The following is a 16,870-nucleotide window of genomic DNA, read 5'->3' on the forward strand; positions in this document are numbered from 1 at the left end:
TTCTCTGAGGGCCAGAGTGGTCTTCTTTCCCAGTTTGGCCAGGGCCTGGGCGAGACCTACCGACGTGGTGGTCTTTCCCTCTCCCGCCGGGGTGGGGGTGATGGCCGTCACCAGGATGAGCTTGCCGTCCTCCTCGTCCTTGATACGGTTCCACAGATCGTAGGACACCTTGGCCTTGTACTTGCCGTAGTGCTCCAGGTCGTCCTCCTCTATGCCGAGTTGGGCGGCCACCTCCGTTATGGGTTTCATCTTAGCCTGCTGAGCTATCTCGATGTCCGAGAGAAATGCCATGTAAGAACTCCTCCTCACTCTTTTGTCTCGTTTTTGGGACGCTCTGTCCCTTTTTTGCTCTTCAAAGATCTTACCTCACATCTCGATCGATCACAAGTCCGTCTCATCCGGCAAAACGGGGTCTTCCAAGAGTGTTCGCCCTTTTTTTAACATGTCCTCGTATATTTCGTCCGGCAGAAAGCTTCCTCCTGTAAGCCAGGATATCGCCGTCTCGCCGGGAAGCGGAGAGAGCAGCAACGGACCCTGTAGTCCTGCCGCCGCCGAGGGTTCTGCCTTGACCGACTCGGAACGGTCCATCAGATATTGAAGCTCGTAAAGGCGGTCGTCCTCCACGGTCATAACCCCGTCTATAAGTTTGCGGCAGATGGACCATACCAGTTTCGAAGGGGCTCCGACGGCAAGGCCGTCCGCCTCGGTGATCCCGTCTATGCCGTAATCCGAGACGGTGATATCCGGGGTGTCCTGTACCATGGCCAGAGCCATACAGGGAGCGTGGGTCGGCTCTACGAACCAACATTTGACAGAGTCTCCGTAAAGCTGTTTGAGCCCGAAGGCTATTCCTCCGGGAGCTCCTCCGACTCCGCAAGGTAAATATACCCTAAGGGGGTGTGTCTTGTCGACGATGACCTTCATTTCCTTGAGTTGATTTCTAAGCCTGAGAGCGGCCACAGCGTATCCTACGAACAGTAGTCGAGAGTTCTCGTCGTCCACGAAGTGACAGGTTTTGTCCTCACGGCAAATCCTTCGGCCTTCCGATACGGCGGCGCTGTAATCGTCGTCGTGCTCTACCACCTTTACTCCCTTGGATCTCAATAGTTCCTTTTTCCAGCCCTTGGCGTCTCGGGACATATGTACCGTCACGTTAAAGCCCAGCTCGGCGGACATCACCCCTATGCTGATCCCCAGGTTTCCCGTGGATCCTACCGCTACAGAGTGACGGGAGAACAGTTCCTTGAACTCCGGTTCTTTCAGAATCCTATAGTCTCGGTCTATCTCGAGTTTCCCCGATCTCAGAGCGATGGCCTCCGCGAGGGCGAGTATCTCGTGGATTCCACCTCTGGCCTTTATGGAGCCTGCCACAGGCAGGTCGTTGTCTTTCTTTAGCAGCAGTCTCGGGAGGGTGGTCCCGTAGGATTTTTCCAACGTTTTTTTCAGATTTTTCGCCTCGGATAGGGGCGATTCTATGATCCCGTTCGCCGTCTTCGGAAAACGGGAGGCCAGATAGGGTGCGAAGCGATGAAGTCTTCCGTCGGCGTCGGCCACGTCCGACATGGTCAAGGGGAGCTCTCTCAATACGTCCTCGGAGGGACCTAGTCTGTCGTTTTCCCAGGCCATGGGCTTTGTCTCTTTCAACGATCTAAGAGCATCGTCTTTTTTGTTCATAGATTCGACCTCCCTGAATGCGATGGTTTCACAGAACGGAGGATGGAAATCGGCGACATAATTCGGCGGTCTCCTCCGATACGTTTTCTCCCGAGAGAGCTCTGGATATGAGGGCGGCGACGATCTCCATCTCCGATGGTCCCATCCCCCTCATGGCCGCAACCGTGGTCCCTATCCTTACGCCGCTGGCTATCCATGGCTGGAGGGGGTCGAAGGGAATACCGTTTCTGTTGACCGTGATTCCCGAGTTCTCCAGAAGCCCTTCGCCCTCCTTGCCTGTGATGTTAAGGTTCCTCAGGTCCAACAGGACTATGTGACTGTCGGTTCCTCCCGTCACGGTTCGGAGCCCCCGTCTCGTCAGCCCCGAGGCCAGGGCCCTCGCGTCGTCCACGATGCGTCCGGCCAAGACCTTGAATTCCTTTGTCGCAGCTATGGCGAAGCAGGCCGCCTTTGCCGCTACCAGAGAGGTTATCATCGATCCCTGGTGGCCGGGAAATATGGCTAGGTCGATCTCCTTGGCGTATTTTTCACGGCAGAGGATGCAGCCGCCTCTGGGACCTGGCAGGGTTTTGTAGAGGGAGAAGGTCACGAAGTCGCAAAAAGGAACGGGATTTACGTGAATTCCCGCGGCGATCAGGCCTGCCGTATGGGCAACGTCGGCCAGAAGCATCGCCCCCGATTCGTCCGCTATTTCCCTGAAGGCCTTCCAGTCGATCTCTCTGGGGTAGCTGCTGCCTCCTCCAACTATCAGTTTCGGTCTGTGTCTCATGGCCATGTCTCGGAGCTGTCCCATGTCTATGAGCTCGTCGTCCTTTCTCACCCCGTAATGCACGAATCGGTAAAGTCTGCTGGCGATGTTTCTTTTGTGACCGTGAGAGAGATGCCCTCCCGAAGACATGTCCATGGAGAGCACCGTGTCCCCTGGTTCCAGCACCGCCTGATACACCGCCAGGTTGGTGTTCGTACCGCAATGAGGCTGGACGTTTACGTGTTCCGCTCCGAACAGGGCTTTCGCCCTCTCTATAGCCAAGGTCTCTATCTCGTCCAGATAGATCCCCCCGGCGTAGTACCTTCTGCCGGGATACCCCTCTATGGTCCGATTGGAGAGACAGCTGCCGGAGATCTCCAGAATGGCTTGAGGGGCTATACTCTGAGATGCGACCATATCGAGTTGGTCTATCTGTCTGTTTCCCTCAGCCTCTATGAGCTCTGCCAGCCGTTCGTCGTCTTTCAAGTTGAATGCCATCGTGATTATCCCTCCCGAAGTCGTTTTGTTTAGACTAGAGGGAAAAACACAAAAAGGCAATCGGTAATTTCCCGATCTTTTTACGGGAAATTCCGATCGCCTTTTCCGGCCCCTAATTCATCTTTCTCCGTGTCTCTCTCTGTAACATGGAAGGCAGTAAACCTCTCCATCCATGTTTCTGGTCATGGATTCCATGGTCCCCTCGCCGCATCCGGCGCAGATAAGGGTGTTCTCCCTGAAGGCCTTCGGGGGAAGTTCCTCTCTCGGAGTCCCTAATTCAAAGATTTCTTCCAATGGGGCTTCCAGAAGATACATCCTATATTCTTCCTTCTCCATCTCTTTGTTCAGATTCGGTTTCAGGACCATCCTGATTCCCTTGCCGTCCCTACGTCGGTAGAAGGTGAAGGCCACTTTTCCGTAATGGTGGAGTACTAGGTTCCCCTTTCCCAAAGTACAGTTGGTCATGTATTGGATGGCGTCAATTCCGCACATATCGGTCTCGGATATGCATACCAGTTCCTCGTCTCCGTCGCCTTCTCCCAACTCCTTCAAAGCCAGCTCCGAAGCCCTTATCCCTATGGCCAGTCCAGGACATCGATGGCCATGAAACCTCTCTACCTCGTCGTATTTGTTTGCTTTCTTGACCCGATTCAAAGCGATTTCTCCTTTCCGTTTAGTCCAAAGCATTTCTCGTATTTTGTTCCATAGTCGCTAAAAGGGCAAGACTTTTTGTATACCTGCGCTTGACCGTAGCGGTGGAATAGGTGTATCCTATCGATCGAGTTAGTGTCGTAAAACTAAGTTTATAAACTGAGAGGAGCAGTGTGTGATGAAGCGAGTTTTGCGTTTTTCCCTTTTTGCCTTGGTCGTCGCTTTGGTGGCGGCTTCGGTTTTTTCCCTAGAGGTTTCTTCCGCCTCCGCCTGGTCCGCCGGGGATCCGGTGACCACGTCGATATCGTTTGAAGGAGAAAATAAGGACTGGACTTTCGAGGATGTGGCACAGTCCTATTTCTGGTTGGACCCTCCCCAATCCATGGGAGGACGTACCTGCACCAATAGAGGTATGACCTTTAGGCTGATACAGGCCTTGGGGGAGAGACAGTGTCCCGACGGAACGTTCAGGACCTACGATCTTGATTTCAAGACCGGATGGGCTTTTGGATGTGCCGCCAGGATCTTTGGAGAGTACAAGATCCCGGCTCAGGGAATTTCCGGTGACTATGAGGTCGTTCCCGGGATCTTCCATGGCTACGACTATTCTGTGGATGCATCTCCTCTTTCCGGAGATCGAACCCCTTCGTCTTTTTACAGTGTAAGGGCCGCCAGCAGATCAACCGGAAAGGTCTGGCAGGTCTCCTTGGCAGAGAATGCGGTTTCCCAAGACTATTTCCAGGTCTACGAAGACTGGTACGAGCGGGTTTACCCGAAGCTGGTCAGCGGAGACGTCCTGACGGATGAGGAAAACTCGTTGAACGATCTGATAAACCTCTACGCCGCTAACATACAGAACGCGGTTCTATCCGGAAACGAGGAGGATTTTTCCTCCAAAACCCTTTCCGACGGTTGTGGGTTATCCTGCTATCTTAAGGATGGCTCCCTCTCCTATAAAGACAAGGACGGTACCGTAAAAACTCTTTCCATGGCGGAGTCCTGCATGGAAGGCGAGGGCGATTCCCGCCACGCTTGTCTGTGCATGGCCATGGCCTATAGGGTAGGTCAGATAGTTTCGGAAGCCTGGAGCGACGGAATCTTCCACCCCGAGGATGTCACGGTGGCTACGGGATGGAACTCCGACGGAGCGGAGGAGTTCTTCTGTGACCTCCTTGGTGTGGATTCCGTGACCTATGGAGTGGACGGCTCTGTAACTAAGCCCGGCGATATGACCCTTTTGGATTGTTGGTATAAAATTTCCATAAAATCGTTGGGTAAAACCTTTATCTTCAGGGGAACTGAAAATATCTTGACGGAGGATTTTCTGACCCTCAGACGGAAGGTCAAGGGAGGAGATGGATCCGCCGAGGATAAAAAGGCACTTGCCGCCAGAAAGATGGAGCTTTGGAACTCCATTCAGGTTAATCCATTCTACGGCGGTTTCGAGGTGAGAGTGGCGGACACCACAAGATGCCTGTGCGACGTGGTCCCAACCTCGACTCTTTATTACGTTCTCTCCGACAATGTGGTGAGGAGCATGGATCTTCCCGACGCGGCTAAAGAGGACAACGGCTCCGGTGGAACAAAGATATGTCTGTGCCAGGCTGTGGCCTTCCGTGTGTCTCAGATGATATCCTCTCGTTGGGCCGATGGGGTGTTCCGTCCCGAGGACATCTCTGTTGAGACCGGTTGGAACACCGACGGTCCCATAGAGTTCTGGGTGGATCAGATGGGTATGAGTGCCGACGATGTCGTAATTTCCGGTTCCGCTACGTCGGGAGATCGCTTGTCTCTTTCCGACTGTTGGTACAAGGTGACTATAAAATCTAGCGGAGAGACTTATCTCTTCCGAGGAAATTCGGATCTCTATGTCTCGGATTTTCTTGATCTTAGGGCTCTTTTCAAACAGAAGAAGGCGACGGCGGGTCAGACGAAGAGGATGAAGGAACTTAGGGCCAAGACGGTGAACAACGTCTGTAGCTCTCCCTTCGTCGGCAGAATCTCGGTGGAGGAACCGGAGTCGGCCGAGGCGGATTCCCTTCCGACTCTCCAGGTAGGGGATAAAAGGATAACTCCTAAGAAGACCTCCGAGGAGGAGCTCGAGAAAATATCCAGTCTGAAGGGAGTGGGTAAGTGCAGAAGAGGCCTTCTCTATGAGCCCAGCACCTCCGGGACTGTGTTGAAGGGCACGGTTTCGGTGAAACCTTCCGGAACTCTCGATACTTTCTTCGTGGCGGAAAAATCCGATGGGGAACTCGATATGCTTCCCACCACCGAAGTCGCCGGGAGCTCCTCCTTAAGATCGAAGGAAAACGATGGTTTTAGCTTCAAGATTAATAACGGAGATGATTTCGATCTCGATTCTGGAGACGGTGTCAAGGCCAAGGTTTACGTAATCCAGTCGGTCAAGGATAGCGGTGAATCCGATCCTGACCAAAATGGAGACGGAAGTTCCGGTGGTTGTTCCGTTTCCTCCTTTTCCCTCGCCTCCTTGTTTCTCCTGGCTCCTTTGATGGTACTTCGCAGATAGGCATAAACGATACGATATCGAAAAGGCCGCTCTTGATAGAGCGGCCTTTTCGGTATCCCTATATTGTCTTAACCATTTTTTCTATATCGATCTTATGGGGCAACATCCCGTTGTCGAACAGAAAATCCTGGGTTCTCTTCAGTTCCTCCACGTCGGAAGGGCGAATCGTCGAGTCGAAGTCGTAGAGGGGAAGCATGGTCTTTACGTCGTCGATCGAAAGGCCCGTTTCTTCCGCTGTTATATCTATGGCCCTCGTCCTGTCGCTATCCAGGAGAGTGACGCTTTCCTCGTCCACCTTCATAAAACGTCGAACCAGATCGGGGTCGTCCCTGAGAAGCTCTCCTCTGACAGCGATAACGGTGGTGGCGTCCACCAGGCCTTCCCCCGTCGTTATTATCCTAGCACCTTGTTCGGTTGATCTCAGTACAGCGGGTCCGGCGGCCAGACAGGCGTCTACACTGCCGTTCATCATCGCCGTAACCCCGTCGGCTAGCCCCATTCCGAGGAACTGAACGTCGTTTACCGATAACTCCTCTCTTTTCAGAGCTGCTACCAGCAGTTGATGAAGTATAGTCCCTTTAGGACCTGCGATCTTCTTACCCTTGAGATCGGAGATTGACGCGATGTCTTTGTCCTTTGCCAGTACTGTAAAGGCCTTGGGTGAACGGGCGAATATGCCTACCACCTTAAGATCGACTCCGTTGGCATAGGCTAGAATCGCCGATGTTCCACCGAGACAGTTGGCCACGTCTACCGATCCAGAGGCCAGGCCGGCGGTCTGCTTGGGCCCGGCGGTCAATTCGGGATGCGATACTACGAAGCCCGGGAAGGCTTTTTCTACGAGCTTAAGCCTCTTCTGTAAGATAGACGGTATGTTGAGCGGGGCCTTTACGTACGTCACGCTGAGTTCCTTTTCCTTCGCCGTCGTTTGTACGACAGTGGATGCCAGTATGACTGCTGCTACTACGGTTATGGCCATTCTCTTCAATCCAGAGTCAATCTCCTTTCGACAGGGTCGATCATCGCGACGATCCCCCGTCATCGTCGAGGGATGCGAGGATCCCTGCTTTTAGTGTCTCCCTTTCCTGTAGGTTCATGGATTTTGAGTTCACGTCCTCCATTACCGACAGGATTCTGCCTTTTCCCATTACGACTATTCTGGAAGCCAGAAAAATGGCCTCCTCGACGTCGTGTGTAACCAGAACGACGGTCAATCCCCTTTTTTCTACCAAAAGGGATAGATCCTGTTGTAGTTTCCTCCTGGTGAAATAATCCAGTGCTCCGAAGGGTTCGTCCATCAACAATATTTCCGGCTCGTATGCCAATGCTCTCGCTAGAGCGACTCTTTGTGACATTCCGCCGGAAAGTTGACTTGGCATGGCATTCTCGAAATATGACAATCCGACCTGTCTCAGTATCTCTTCGATTCTACCGGTATTCTCGGTGGCTTTGTCGAGCACGAGTTCGACGTTTTTTCTTACCGATAGCCATGGCATTAGTCTTGGTTCTTGGAAGACTACCCCTACGGAACGCCCCCCTTTCATCACGATTTTTCCGGACGATGGAGGAGCCAGTCCGGCCATTAACCTCAACATGGTTGTCTTTCCGCATCCGCTTTTACCTAGGACTACCGTGAAGGATCCTATAGGGAACTCGATGGAGACGTTTTTCAGTGCTGTTATTTCGGATCGACCAGGTACCGAAAATCTCTTGTATATGGATTTAAGCTTAAATTTAATTTTAGGATCCCTCCTTCCATGAGAGCAATTTGTTTGATAGCTTTAGAAAGCCCCAGTCTGATAAGCTACCTATCACTCCCATGAGGATAACTCCCGCTACGATCACATCCGATCGCGAAAGCTGTTCCGCATCATGTATCATGTAGCCTATTCCGGACGATGCTGCTATCAGTTCCGCTCCTATCAGCGAGCGCCAGCTGTATCCAAGCCCAAGTCTCATGCCCACCAGAATCGATGGAAGAGCGGACGGTACCAGGATCTCCCTGAAACGCCGTCTCCGCGACATTCGGAAGACTCGTCCCACTTCCAGGAGGCTTTCGTCGCATGAAACGACCCCTTCCTGGGTGTTTAGGAGAATAGGGAAAAAGGTTGCCATTACTACTACGACTATCTTGGATATCTCCCCTATGCCGAACCATAATATCAACATGGGCATCACAGCGAGGGGAGGAACGTGTCGCAGAAAGTCCAGCGTAGGGTCGAACCACCTTCTAGATCTCGACGAAAGTCCCATCAAAAACCCCATGGGAACGGCTGTGATCACCGAAATGGCGAATCCCGTAAAGACCCTGAAAAAGCTGGCTCCCATATGGTGGATAAGGCTTCCGTCTATAGCCATGTCTTTGAGGGCTTTTATAACCTTGCAAGGAGCCGGAATAACGTAAGCGTTCCAGATATTTTGGTCCGATCCGAGCCACCAAAGTAAAAGTATTGCCGCGGGAAAAACCACTCCTCCGGCGAGGTGTTTAATGTCTCTTCTCACCTTGCCCTCCTCCTCGTCATTAGTGTCACAATCGTAAGGTATTGTACTACGAGATGTCAGGGCTAGCAAACACAAGACTCCGTCGATATATCGACGGAGTCTTGTGTTTGCTAGCATTTATCAGGCTGGAGTAACCTCGACCATGGTTATCTTGAAGGTCAGTTCCTCTCCGGCCAGACGATGGTTGCCGTCCAGCGTTACGACGTCCTCGTCCAGTCCCGCTATGGTGACGGGGAAGACCCCTCCCTCTGCGGAGGTAACCGAAAGCTGATCTCCTATCGAGGGCTCGTACCCCTCTGGAAGCTGCTCTCGTCCGACGGCGAAGAGGAGCTCCTCGTTCCTCGGGCCGTAGGCCTTCTCGGGAGGAAGCACTATCGTCTTTTCCTCGCCCTCGGACATTCCCAGGACTCCCTCGTCGAAACCCGCTATCATCTGTCCGGCTCCCACCGTGAAGGCCAGGGGATCCCTCTCGAGGGAGGAATCGAAAACGGTTCCGTCATTCGTCGTTCCGGTGTAGTGGACCTTGACGTGGCATCCTGCGGTTGTCTTTGTCATTGGCAAAAATCCTTTCCTATCTTTTCGTCAGGGCTGAGCCTCGACGCTCTCTATTGCCTCCATGAGCTCTTCCCACCGGGCCATAGCCCGGTCGAGCTCGTCCTCGACGTTCTTCAGGTCCACCATGAGGTTCCGCACCTTGGAGGAGTCCTCGAGGGTTTTCGGGTCGCATAGACCCTCGTGTATGGTCTCTTTCTTCGTCTCCAGGTCGGATATGGTCTTTTCCAGAGGAGCAAGTTCCTCCACGAATCTTCTCTTCTCACGGTAGATCCTGTTACGCAGCTCCGCCTCCGCCCGTTTTCTGTCCTTCAGCGAAGGGGGTTCGTCGTTTTTCCCGGAGGTCGACTCAGTCTCTTCCAGAATGGTCTGATCTCTTTTTTCGATAAAATAGCTGTAATTTCCGGGGTAATCGTACAGTCTTCCTCCCCGAATTTCAAGTACCCTTTCGACCAGATTGTCCAGAAAATAGCGATCGTGGGATACGATTATCATCGTTCCGTCGTATTCCAACAAAGCCCTTTGAAACAGCTCTTTGGTGGACATGTCCAGATGGTTGGTCGGTTCGTCCAGCACCAGAAAATTCGTCTCCTGAAGCAGAAGCTTGACCAGGGCGACCCTGGACTTTTCACCGCCGGACAGGACCGATATCCTCTTGTGTATGTCCTCTCCGGAAAAGAGGAACGCTCCCAGCAGGGTCCTCTTCCCCTCGGGGGAAAGCCTGTCGGAGGATCGGTCTATCTCCTCCCAGATGGTGTTGTCGTAGTCCAGGTTCTGACTGCTCTCCTGGGAGAAGAATCCCATGGATACGTTGTGTCCCAGCTCGATGAAGCCCTCGTCGGGCAACTCCCTTCCTGCGATCAGCCTCGAGAGAGTCGATTTACCGGCACCGTTGACGCCCACCAGGGCCACCTTTTCTCCTCTGGTGAGCTGGAACTCCAGATCGTCGAAAACGGAGAGGTCTCCGTAGGATTTGGAAAGTTCCGCCGCCTCCAACACAGAATGGCCGCTTCTTGGACATTTAGGGAAGCGTATGGACACGGTCTTACCCGGTCCGTCTATCCTTACCTCTTCCATTCGCTCCAGTTTCCTTATCCTGCTTTGAACCTGGGCGGCCTTCGTGGCCTTGTATCGGAAGCGGTCTATGAACTGACGGGTTTTCTCTATCTCCTCCTGTTGTTTAAGCCGCTCTTTCTCCAGCTGTTCCAGTCTTCTGGCGCTTTCCTCAAGATACTGGGAGAAGTTGCCTTTGTATTCGCATATCCTGCGGTTGGACAGCTCCGCTATGGACCCCATGATCCTGTCCATGAAGCGTCTGTCGTGGGAGATGGCCACCACCGTTCCGGGATAGCTCATCAGCCATCCCTCCAGCCATTCCATGCTCTCGGTGTCCAGGTGGTTCGTCGGCTCGTCCAGTAGAAGCACGTCCGGTCTGGACATAAGGGCCGCCGCCAGGGAGATCCTCATCTTCCAGCCTCCGGAGAACTCGTACGTAGGTCTGTCTCCGTCGGCTGGGGAAAAGCCCAATCCCTTTATGGCTTTCTTCGCCATGGCATCGAAAGAGTATCCGCCAGCTCTCTCGAAGGCCTCCATGGCCCTTTCGTATCTCTCCAGGGCTCTCTTCTGCTCCGGGCTGTCCGGGACGGTGTTTCCTAGCTCGTCCTCTGTCTTTCTGAGAGAGCTTTCCAGCTCGTCTATGCCGGCGCTTTCCTTTATATAGGACATGACGGATACGTTCGGTAGCTCGTGCAGGTCCTGAGGCAGGTAGCCCACCTTGGCCTTCGAGGGCATGGTCACTGTCCCGCCGTCGGGCTCTATAAGCCCCATCAAAACCTTGAGCAGGGTGGTCTTGCCCGATCCGTTGGCTCCCACCAGGCCGACCTTGCTTCCGTCCAGTATCCGCCATGAAAGGTCGTCGTATAGAAGCTTCCCTCCCAGGGTGAGCCTGAGATTACCTATGTCGATCATGAGTCCTTTTCTTCTCCGCCGCTCCAGCGCCCGCCGCTTCTAGCCTTCTCCAGCTCGAGATAGTACTTCCGTTTCATCTCGTCCAGCTCCAGGGCCATGCGGCTCTCGAACTCTTTCTTGGCAAGCTCCAGTTTCCTGGCGTGCTCCGATTCCAGCTGGGCTAACCTGTGGTCCTTCAGGGACATCTCCCTCTGTTTCTGCCCCAGTTCCTTCTCGAGGGCGGTGATCCGGGAGCTCTTTTCCCTCTCCAGATCCATCAGTTCTTTTCTGGCTCTCTGCTCCAGATCCCTAAGGTCGTCCTGGGCCCTTCTCTCCATGACCTTTAGCTGGTCCTTCAGTGAGGCTATCTGTCTGGCGAAATGCTCTCGGATCTCCTTCTTTTCAGAATTGACCCGGTCCATCTCCTCGACTATGGCCCTCTTCTCCCTGTTAAGTCGTTCCCTCGCCGCCGACTCCTCCGAGTTGAGGTCGGTAAGGTTACGAATCCTGTCCTCCAGGGAGCATTGGATATCCTGTAGTTTGTTCTTCTCCTGCTGGAACTGGTTGTTCATATCCTCGATTTTGCCTGCGTGGAGTCCTTCTATCTTCTTTATCTCGCTTCTAAGCGACTCTATCTCCTGGAGCAGGACGTATTTCTCCTCCTTGAGCGACTCGTTTTCCTTTCGCTGCACCTCCATGGCTCTCAGAGAGTTCTTGGTACGGTCCAGCTCTTCCCTGAGGTCCCTGCACTCCTGTTCGGAGCGCTGAAGCTTTTTCTCGCAGTTTTCCTTGCCCGTCTCGAGGGAGTCTTTGTCCTGTTGGACCATCTCGAGCCTCTGGTTCGTGTCTCGGAACTCTCTCTCCAAGGATAGAAGATTGTCCTTTAAGGTCTCTATGCTTTTATCCCTGGTTCCCAGTTCGTCGTGTATCTTCTGCCTGAAAAGATGGATCGAGCTGTAAAGGGTCTCCATCGTCTCGCAGACCTTTTTCTCCTCCTCGCTTTCCGTGAAGGAGACTATTCTATCTCTATCGTCCATGTCATATCACCTCGTTCGATGCGACCTTCAGGGACCCATTATAACAACGGCCCTCTCTTTTGTAAGATGTCGGGTATAATTCCCGGAGAGAATCTTCTTGAAAAGCCGGAGGTGAGTCGATTTTGGATTCCTCTAAAAAGTCGGTTGAAGAGGCGGTATACCTTTTTTTCGACCGATACAGCGTCAGAGATCTGGAAGGTATATTGAAATGCTTTCTCCCAGATGAAGGGTATTATGTCGGAACGGGAGTAGATGAATGCGGAGCAGGCATAGAGGGAATCCGAGCCATGATGGAACGTGATATTAACAGTACGTCTTCCATGAAGATAGTCATAGAGGACCTTTGGAGCAGGGTATCCAGAGACGGAAAGAGCGCCTGTGCTTTTGTTCGAGGTCGAATGCACGCCAGCCTGGTAGACGGACATATACTGATTCCTCGTTTCAGAAAAACGATGTTTCTCGAACTTCATGACGATAGGTGGCTCCAATCTCATTCACACATGTCTTTTCCCTGTATGGAGCAGGACGAAAAGAGTTCCTTTCCCGCGGTTAATCTCAAGGGACGATACGATCTTCTTTTCAGTAGAACCATAGACCCCATCCTCTTTCTGTCGCCGTATACGTTGGATGTAATAGAGGCGAACCATGCGGCCAGTTCTCTGTGGGGTTTTTCCAAGGAAGAGTTGGAGGACCTTTCTCTGAGAGATCTTACGGACGAAGAGACTCTCTTGAGGGTGAATCAACTGCTTCTCGAAAAGGGCAGCCCGATGTTTTCTTTCGAAGGATTAGCGAGGAGAGGAGATGGAAGTCGGTTGGAGGTGGAGATCTCCTTGGAGAGGGTCTCCGTCGCTGGGTTGAGCTCCTGCCTTTGTATTGTAAGGGACATCTCCGATAGAAAAAAACAGGAGCGGGCCCTGCTTCGTCGTCTGGAGTTCGAGAAATTGATCTCCAGTCTGTCGTCCAGGGTGCTTTTGAAGGAAGATCTTGACGAAGCTATCGAATTTGCCTTGGCTGGTTTGGGGAATTTTTCCGGTGCGCGATCATGTTATCTCTTCCAATTCTTCGATCGAGGGGCCAGACGTTGTATGACCCACTGTTGGGAGAAGTTAAAAGGAACTGTGGATCGATCCGATTTTCAGGATTTCCCGAGCGATAAATTCGAATATTTCGTAGGTCGTCTCGAGGCAGGCGATCCTATCGTCATAGACGATGTACCGGCAATGGGAGACGAATGGGGCCTCCAGAGGGAGCTTCTGCAGAGACAGGGGCTGAAGTCATTCGTGGTGGTTCCCTTCTTCGTCTCGGGGCAACTGAAAGGTTATCTGGGTTTCGACGACGTCTGGGATTCCCGAAACTGGACTCCGGAGGATCTCGTGTTGCTGGAGACCTTCTGCGATGTCTTGAGCCAGGCCATGGTCAAGAGAGAAGGGGAGGCCCGGCTCAGAAAGACCATGAACAGCAGCATAGAGGTGCTCTCCCGGGCGGTGGAGCAGAGGGATCTGTTTACCTCGGGACATCAGAAAAGGGTGTCCTCCCTGGCTGAGGCCATAGGGGTTAAACTAGGCTTCGATCCCTATCGGGCCGAGGGGATCAGGATCGCCGGGTTGCTCCACGATATAGGCAAGATAAACGTGCCTGCCGAGATACTGAACAAGCCAGGCCCCCTCTCGGCTCTGGAGTATCAGCTGGTTCAAAGGCACCCGGAGATAGGAAGGGACATCCTTGGCGACGTCCACTTTCCGTGGCCCATAGCCGAGGCGGTGCTTCAGCATCACGAAAGGCTGGACGGGTCCGGCTATCCTCAGGGACTCGCAGGCGACGCCATATCCCTGGATGCCAGGATACTGGGCGTCGCCGACGTGGTGGAGGCTATGTGCTCCCACCGTCCCTACAGGCCCAGCCTAGGGTTGGACGTCGCCTTAAACGAGTTGAGGAAAAACAGAGACGTCCTTTACGATTCGGACGTTGTGGACGCCTGTTTTCAGCTGGCAGAGGAGGGATTCTTCTCCGAGCCGCCCTTCGCATAGAGGCCTGCCTCGTTCCCGGCCACGTAGCCGGTGGACCAACAGACCTGTAGATTGTAGCCTCCGGTGGGGCCGTCCAGATCCAGAATCTCCCCGGCGAAGAAAAGCCCGGCAGTCTTTTTAGATGCCATAGTCTTGGGATCCACGTCCTTCAACGAGACTCCTCCGGAGGTTATGACGGACCATCGATATCCTAAAAGGCCTGTAGGGGTTATGGGAAGGGATTTTAACGCCTCGATGAGGTCCTTTCTTTGATCCTTGGTGACCTCGTCCACCCTTGTCTCCGCCGGGATCCCAGCGGCCTCCATTATCACCGGGATTATGGCTCGTGGCAGCAGATCCTTCAGGCCGTTCTTCAACAGCTCTCTCCTGTGGGCCTCCAGGTCCCTAAGGATCCTGGCGTCCAGCTTGCCCTTGTCCAATGCGGGCTTTAGATCTAAAAACAAAGCGGAGGATCCCTTGGACAAGGACGTCCCTATCTCCTTGGCCATGTCCATCACGATAGGTCCGCTTATGCCGAAATGGGTGAACAGCATCTCTCCGAAACGGTCGGATACCCTCTTCCCTCCCCTCCACAGGGAGATAGACACGTTTCTCAATGTGAGCCCCTGTAGCTCGGAGCACCATCTCTCCTCGGTCTTCACCGGGCATATGGCCGGCTCTGGTCCTACTATGCGGTGTCCCGTCTCCTTCGCCCAGCGATAGCCGTCGCCGGTGGATCCGGTGCCGGGATAGGACATTCCTCCGGTGGTCACTATCACCGAGGAAGCCGACATAGTTCCTCTATCGGTAATTATCCCGGTGACCTCGCCGTCGGAGACGGTCAACCCCCGGGCGGTGGTCACGGTGAATATCTTGACCTTCCCCTCGAACATGAAGTCGCTCAGGGCGTTTACGACGTCCTCGCTGTTCAGTCCGGTTTCGGGGAAGACCCTGGATCCTCTCTCGACCTTGGTTGCCACCCCTCTGGACCGGAAGAACTCCAGGGTATCCTCCACTCCGAAACGACTGAGAGATGAAAGCAGAAAACGGCCGTTTCTGCCGAATGGCTCCACCAGCTTCAGAGGATCTTTTTCCATGTGGGTCAGGTTGCATCGTCCCTTGCCGGTTATTGCAAGCTTGACGCCGAGCCTGTCGTTTTTCTCCACCAAGGCCACAGAGGCGCCGATCTCGGCTGCCTTCCCGGCTGCCATCATCCCTGCCGGTCCGCCTCCTACGACTATGACGTCGAATTTCTCTAATTGCACTTTAAAAACCCCTCCCGATAACTTCGTGATGTTATCATACCATCACCCCGAGGAAATCCAGTGGTTAAACAATATGTTCTTTTTCTTCTTCTCTTTCTGCCCCTTGACCTGTATAATGTATATTGCTAATCTTGTCACAAAGTAGAACCGAGGCCGAATTTGGTCTATAGAGAAGAGGAGGAATGACCTATGTGGGATGCCAAGATGCCTATTCACGAGATACGAGAGATAAGGGCCAAGACCACAGTCTACCTTGGAGTTGGAGCCATCGCCAAGATAGACGACATCGTGGGGGAGCTCAAGGGAAAGGGAATCGAGAAGGTACTCTGCGTTACCGGGAGAGGGTCCTATAAGAAGACCGGTGCCTGGGATCACGTCACCGCCGCCTTCCAGAAGTACGGAGTCGAGCACGTTCTATTCGACAAGATTCGTCCCAATCCCGAGGCCGACGACGTCGACGCAGCTGCGAAGATGGGCCGCGACTTCGGCGCACAGGCGGTGGTAGCCATAGGCGGAGGAAGCCCCATAGACGCGGGAAAGAGCGCCGCCATCCTCATGGAGTATAAGGACCAGGATGCCAGGAGTCTCTACGAGTTCAAGTTCACCCCGGAGAAGGCCGCTCCCATCGTGGCCATAAACCTGACCCACGGAACCGGAACAGAGGCGGACCGTTTCGCCGTCGTGACCATACCGGAGAAGGAATACAAGCCGGCCATCGCCTACGACTGCATCTATCCCGCCTATGCGATAGACGACCCTGCACTCATGACCGGTCTGTCCGCCGCTCAGACCCGCTTTACCGCCATAGACGCGGTCAATCACGTCACGGAGGCCGCCACGACCAAGGTCGCCACTCCCTACACCGTCCTTCTGGCCAAGGAGGTGGTGCGTCTGGTGGCTAAGTACCTGCCTCAGGCTCTCCAGAATCCCGACGACCTCACCGCCCGCTATTATCTGCTTTACGCCTCTCTTATAGCGGGGATATGCTTCGACAACGGCTTGCTTCACTTCACCCACGCCCTGGAGCATCCTCTGAGCGGAGTGAAGCCCGATCTGGCCCACGGTCTGGGTCTCGCCATGATCCTCCCCGCCGTGCTGCGCCAGATATACGTGGCTCAGCCCGAGGTCCTGGCGGAGCTCTACGCCCCTATAGTATCGGACCTCAAGGGCATTCCCGCCGAGGCCGACATGGTGGCTCGCAAGGTCGAGCGTTGGCTCTACGACATGGGAGTCACCTCCAAGCTCTCCGACGAGGGCTACACCGACGCGGACGTCCCCAAGTTGGTCAAACTGGCTCAGACCACCCCGTCGCTGGACGGACTGCTCTCCATGGCTCCTATTCCTGCCGGAGCGGACGTCATTGAGAGGATCTACCGGGACTCGATGAACCCCTACGGGTGCTGCTGCTGATCTTTAAATCAAAAGAGGAGAGGCGACCCAGCTGGGTTGCCTCTCCTCTT

The 16,870-nt window shown here is 53.8% G+C and carries 14 protein-coding genes; 3 read left to right on the forward strand and 11 right to left on the reverse strand.

Annotated elements, in window-relative coordinates:
* The 4 genes from L2W48_RS07930 to L2W48_RS07945 all read right to left on the reverse strand — a co-directional run.
* Positions 1-291 (reverse strand): formate--tetrahydrofolate ligase (locus L2W48_RS07930; RefSeq protein ID WP_236099970.1); only part of this gene is annotated, 291 nt, incomplete at its 3' end.
* Positions 292-381: 90 nt separating this feature from the next.
* Positions 382-1,674 (reverse strand): D-serine ammonia-lyase, encoded by a 1,293-nt coding sequence (dsdA, locus tag L2W48_RS07935; RefSeq protein ID WP_236099971.1) that lies wholly within the window; start codon positions 1,672-1,674, stop codon positions 382-384.
* A gap of 28 nt (positions 1,675-1,702) precedes the next feature.
* On the reverse strand, positions 1,703-2,920 hold the full coding sequence (gene glyA, locus L2W48_RS07940; RefSeq protein WP_236099972.1) for a serine hydroxymethyltransferase: 1,218 nt from the start codon (positions 2,918-2,920) through the stop codon (positions 1,703-1,705).
* Positions 2,921-3,037: 117 nt separating this feature from the next.
* Positions 3,038-3,574 (reverse strand): FmdE family protein, encoded by a 537-nt coding sequence (locus tag L2W48_RS07945; RefSeq protein WP_236099973.1) that lies wholly within the window; start codon positions 3,572-3,574, stop codon positions 3,038-3,040.
* 175 nt (positions 3,575-3,749) lie between these two features.
* On the opposite strand from L2W48_RS07945, the gene L2W48_RS07950 reads away from it, so the two are divergent.
* Positions 3,750-6,101, forward strand: a complete 2,352-nt coding sequence (locus L2W48_RS07950; RefSeq protein ID WP_236099974.1) for a hypothetical protein — start codon at positions 3,750-3,752, stop codon at positions 6,099-6,101.
* 58 nt (positions 6,102-6,159) lie between these two features.
* Here the strand turns inward: L2W48_RS07950 and L2W48_RS07955 are convergent, their stop codons facing one another.
* From L2W48_RS07955 to L2W48_RS07980, 6 genes are all read right to left on the reverse strand, one after another.
* Complete coding sequence (locus tag L2W48_RS07955) at positions 6,160-7,080, reverse strand: NrtA/SsuA/CpmA family ABC transporter substrate-binding protein (RefSeq protein WP_236099975.1); 921 nt, start codon at positions 7,078-7,080, stop codon at positions 6,160-6,162.
* A 40-nt stretch (positions 7,081-7,120) separates the two neighbouring features.
* Positions 7,121-7,840, reverse strand: coding sequence for an ABC transporter ATP-binding protein (locus L2W48_RS07960; protein WP_329604263.1), 720 nt, complete (start codon positions 7,838-7,840; stop codon positions 7,121-7,123).
* Position 7,841: 1 nt separating this feature from the next.
* On the reverse strand, positions 7,842-8,603 hold the full coding sequence (locus L2W48_RS07965; RefSeq protein WP_236099976.1) for an ABC transporter permease: 762 nt from the start codon (positions 8,601-8,603) through the stop codon (positions 7,842-7,844).
* A 120-nt stretch (positions 8,604-8,723) separates the two neighbouring features.
* A complete protein-coding gene (locus tag L2W48_RS07970) occupies positions 8,724-9,158 on the reverse strand; it encodes an FKBP-type peptidyl-prolyl cis-trans isomerase (protein WP_236099977.1) in 435 nt (144 codons plus the stop codon).
* Positions 9,159-9,185: 27 nt separating this feature from the next.
* A complete protein-coding gene (locus tag L2W48_RS07975) occupies positions 9,186-11,123 on the reverse strand; it encodes an ABC-F family ATP-binding cassette domain-containing protein (protein ID WP_236099978.1) in 1,938 nt (645 codons plus the stop codon).
* Positions 11,120-12,139 (reverse strand): coiled-coil domain-containing protein, encoded by a 1,020-nt coding sequence (locus L2W48_RS07980; protein WP_236099979.1) that lies wholly within the window; start codon positions 12,137-12,139, stop codon positions 11,120-11,122. The genes L2W48_RS07975 and L2W48_RS07980 overlap by 4 nt, the downstream gene beginning before the upstream one ends.
* A 122-nt stretch (positions 12,140-12,261) precedes the next feature.
* Here L2W48_RS07980 and L2W48_RS07985 point away from each other — a divergent pair, with 122 nt between their 5' ends.
* Positions 12,262-14,166: an HD domain-containing phosphohydrolase gene (locus L2W48_RS07985; protein ID WP_236099980.1), complete on the forward strand. Its 1,905-nt coding sequence runs from the start codon at positions 12,262-12,264 to the stop codon at positions 14,164-14,166.
* On the opposite strand, the gene L2W48_RS07990 is transcribed toward L2W48_RS07985, so the two are convergent.
* Complete coding sequence (locus L2W48_RS07990; protein ID WP_329604261.1) at positions 14,121-15,410, reverse strand: BaiN/RdsA family NAD(P)/FAD-dependent oxidoreductase; 1,290 nt, start codon at positions 15,408-15,410, stop codon at positions 14,121-14,123. The genes L2W48_RS07985 and L2W48_RS07990 overlap by 46 nt on opposite strands.
* 189 nt (positions 15,411-15,599) lie before the next feature.
* Between L2W48_RS07990 and L2W48_RS07995 the strand changes: the two genes are divergently transcribed.
* Positions 15,600-16,820 carry an iron-containing alcohol dehydrogenase gene (locus tag L2W48_RS07995; RefSeq protein WP_236099981.1) on the forward strand — a complete coding sequence of 407 codons (1,221 nt, stop codon included), beginning with the start codon at positions 15,600-15,602 and terminating at the stop codon, positions 16,818-16,820.
* The last annotated feature ends 50 nt before the right edge of the window (positions 16,821-16,870 follow it).

Origin of the sequence: Dethiosulfovibrio russensis (assembly GCF_021568855.1) — a bacterium.
GTDB lineage: Bacteria > Synergistota > Synergistia > Synergistales > Dethiosulfovibrionaceae > Dethiosulfovibrio > Dethiosulfovibrio russensis.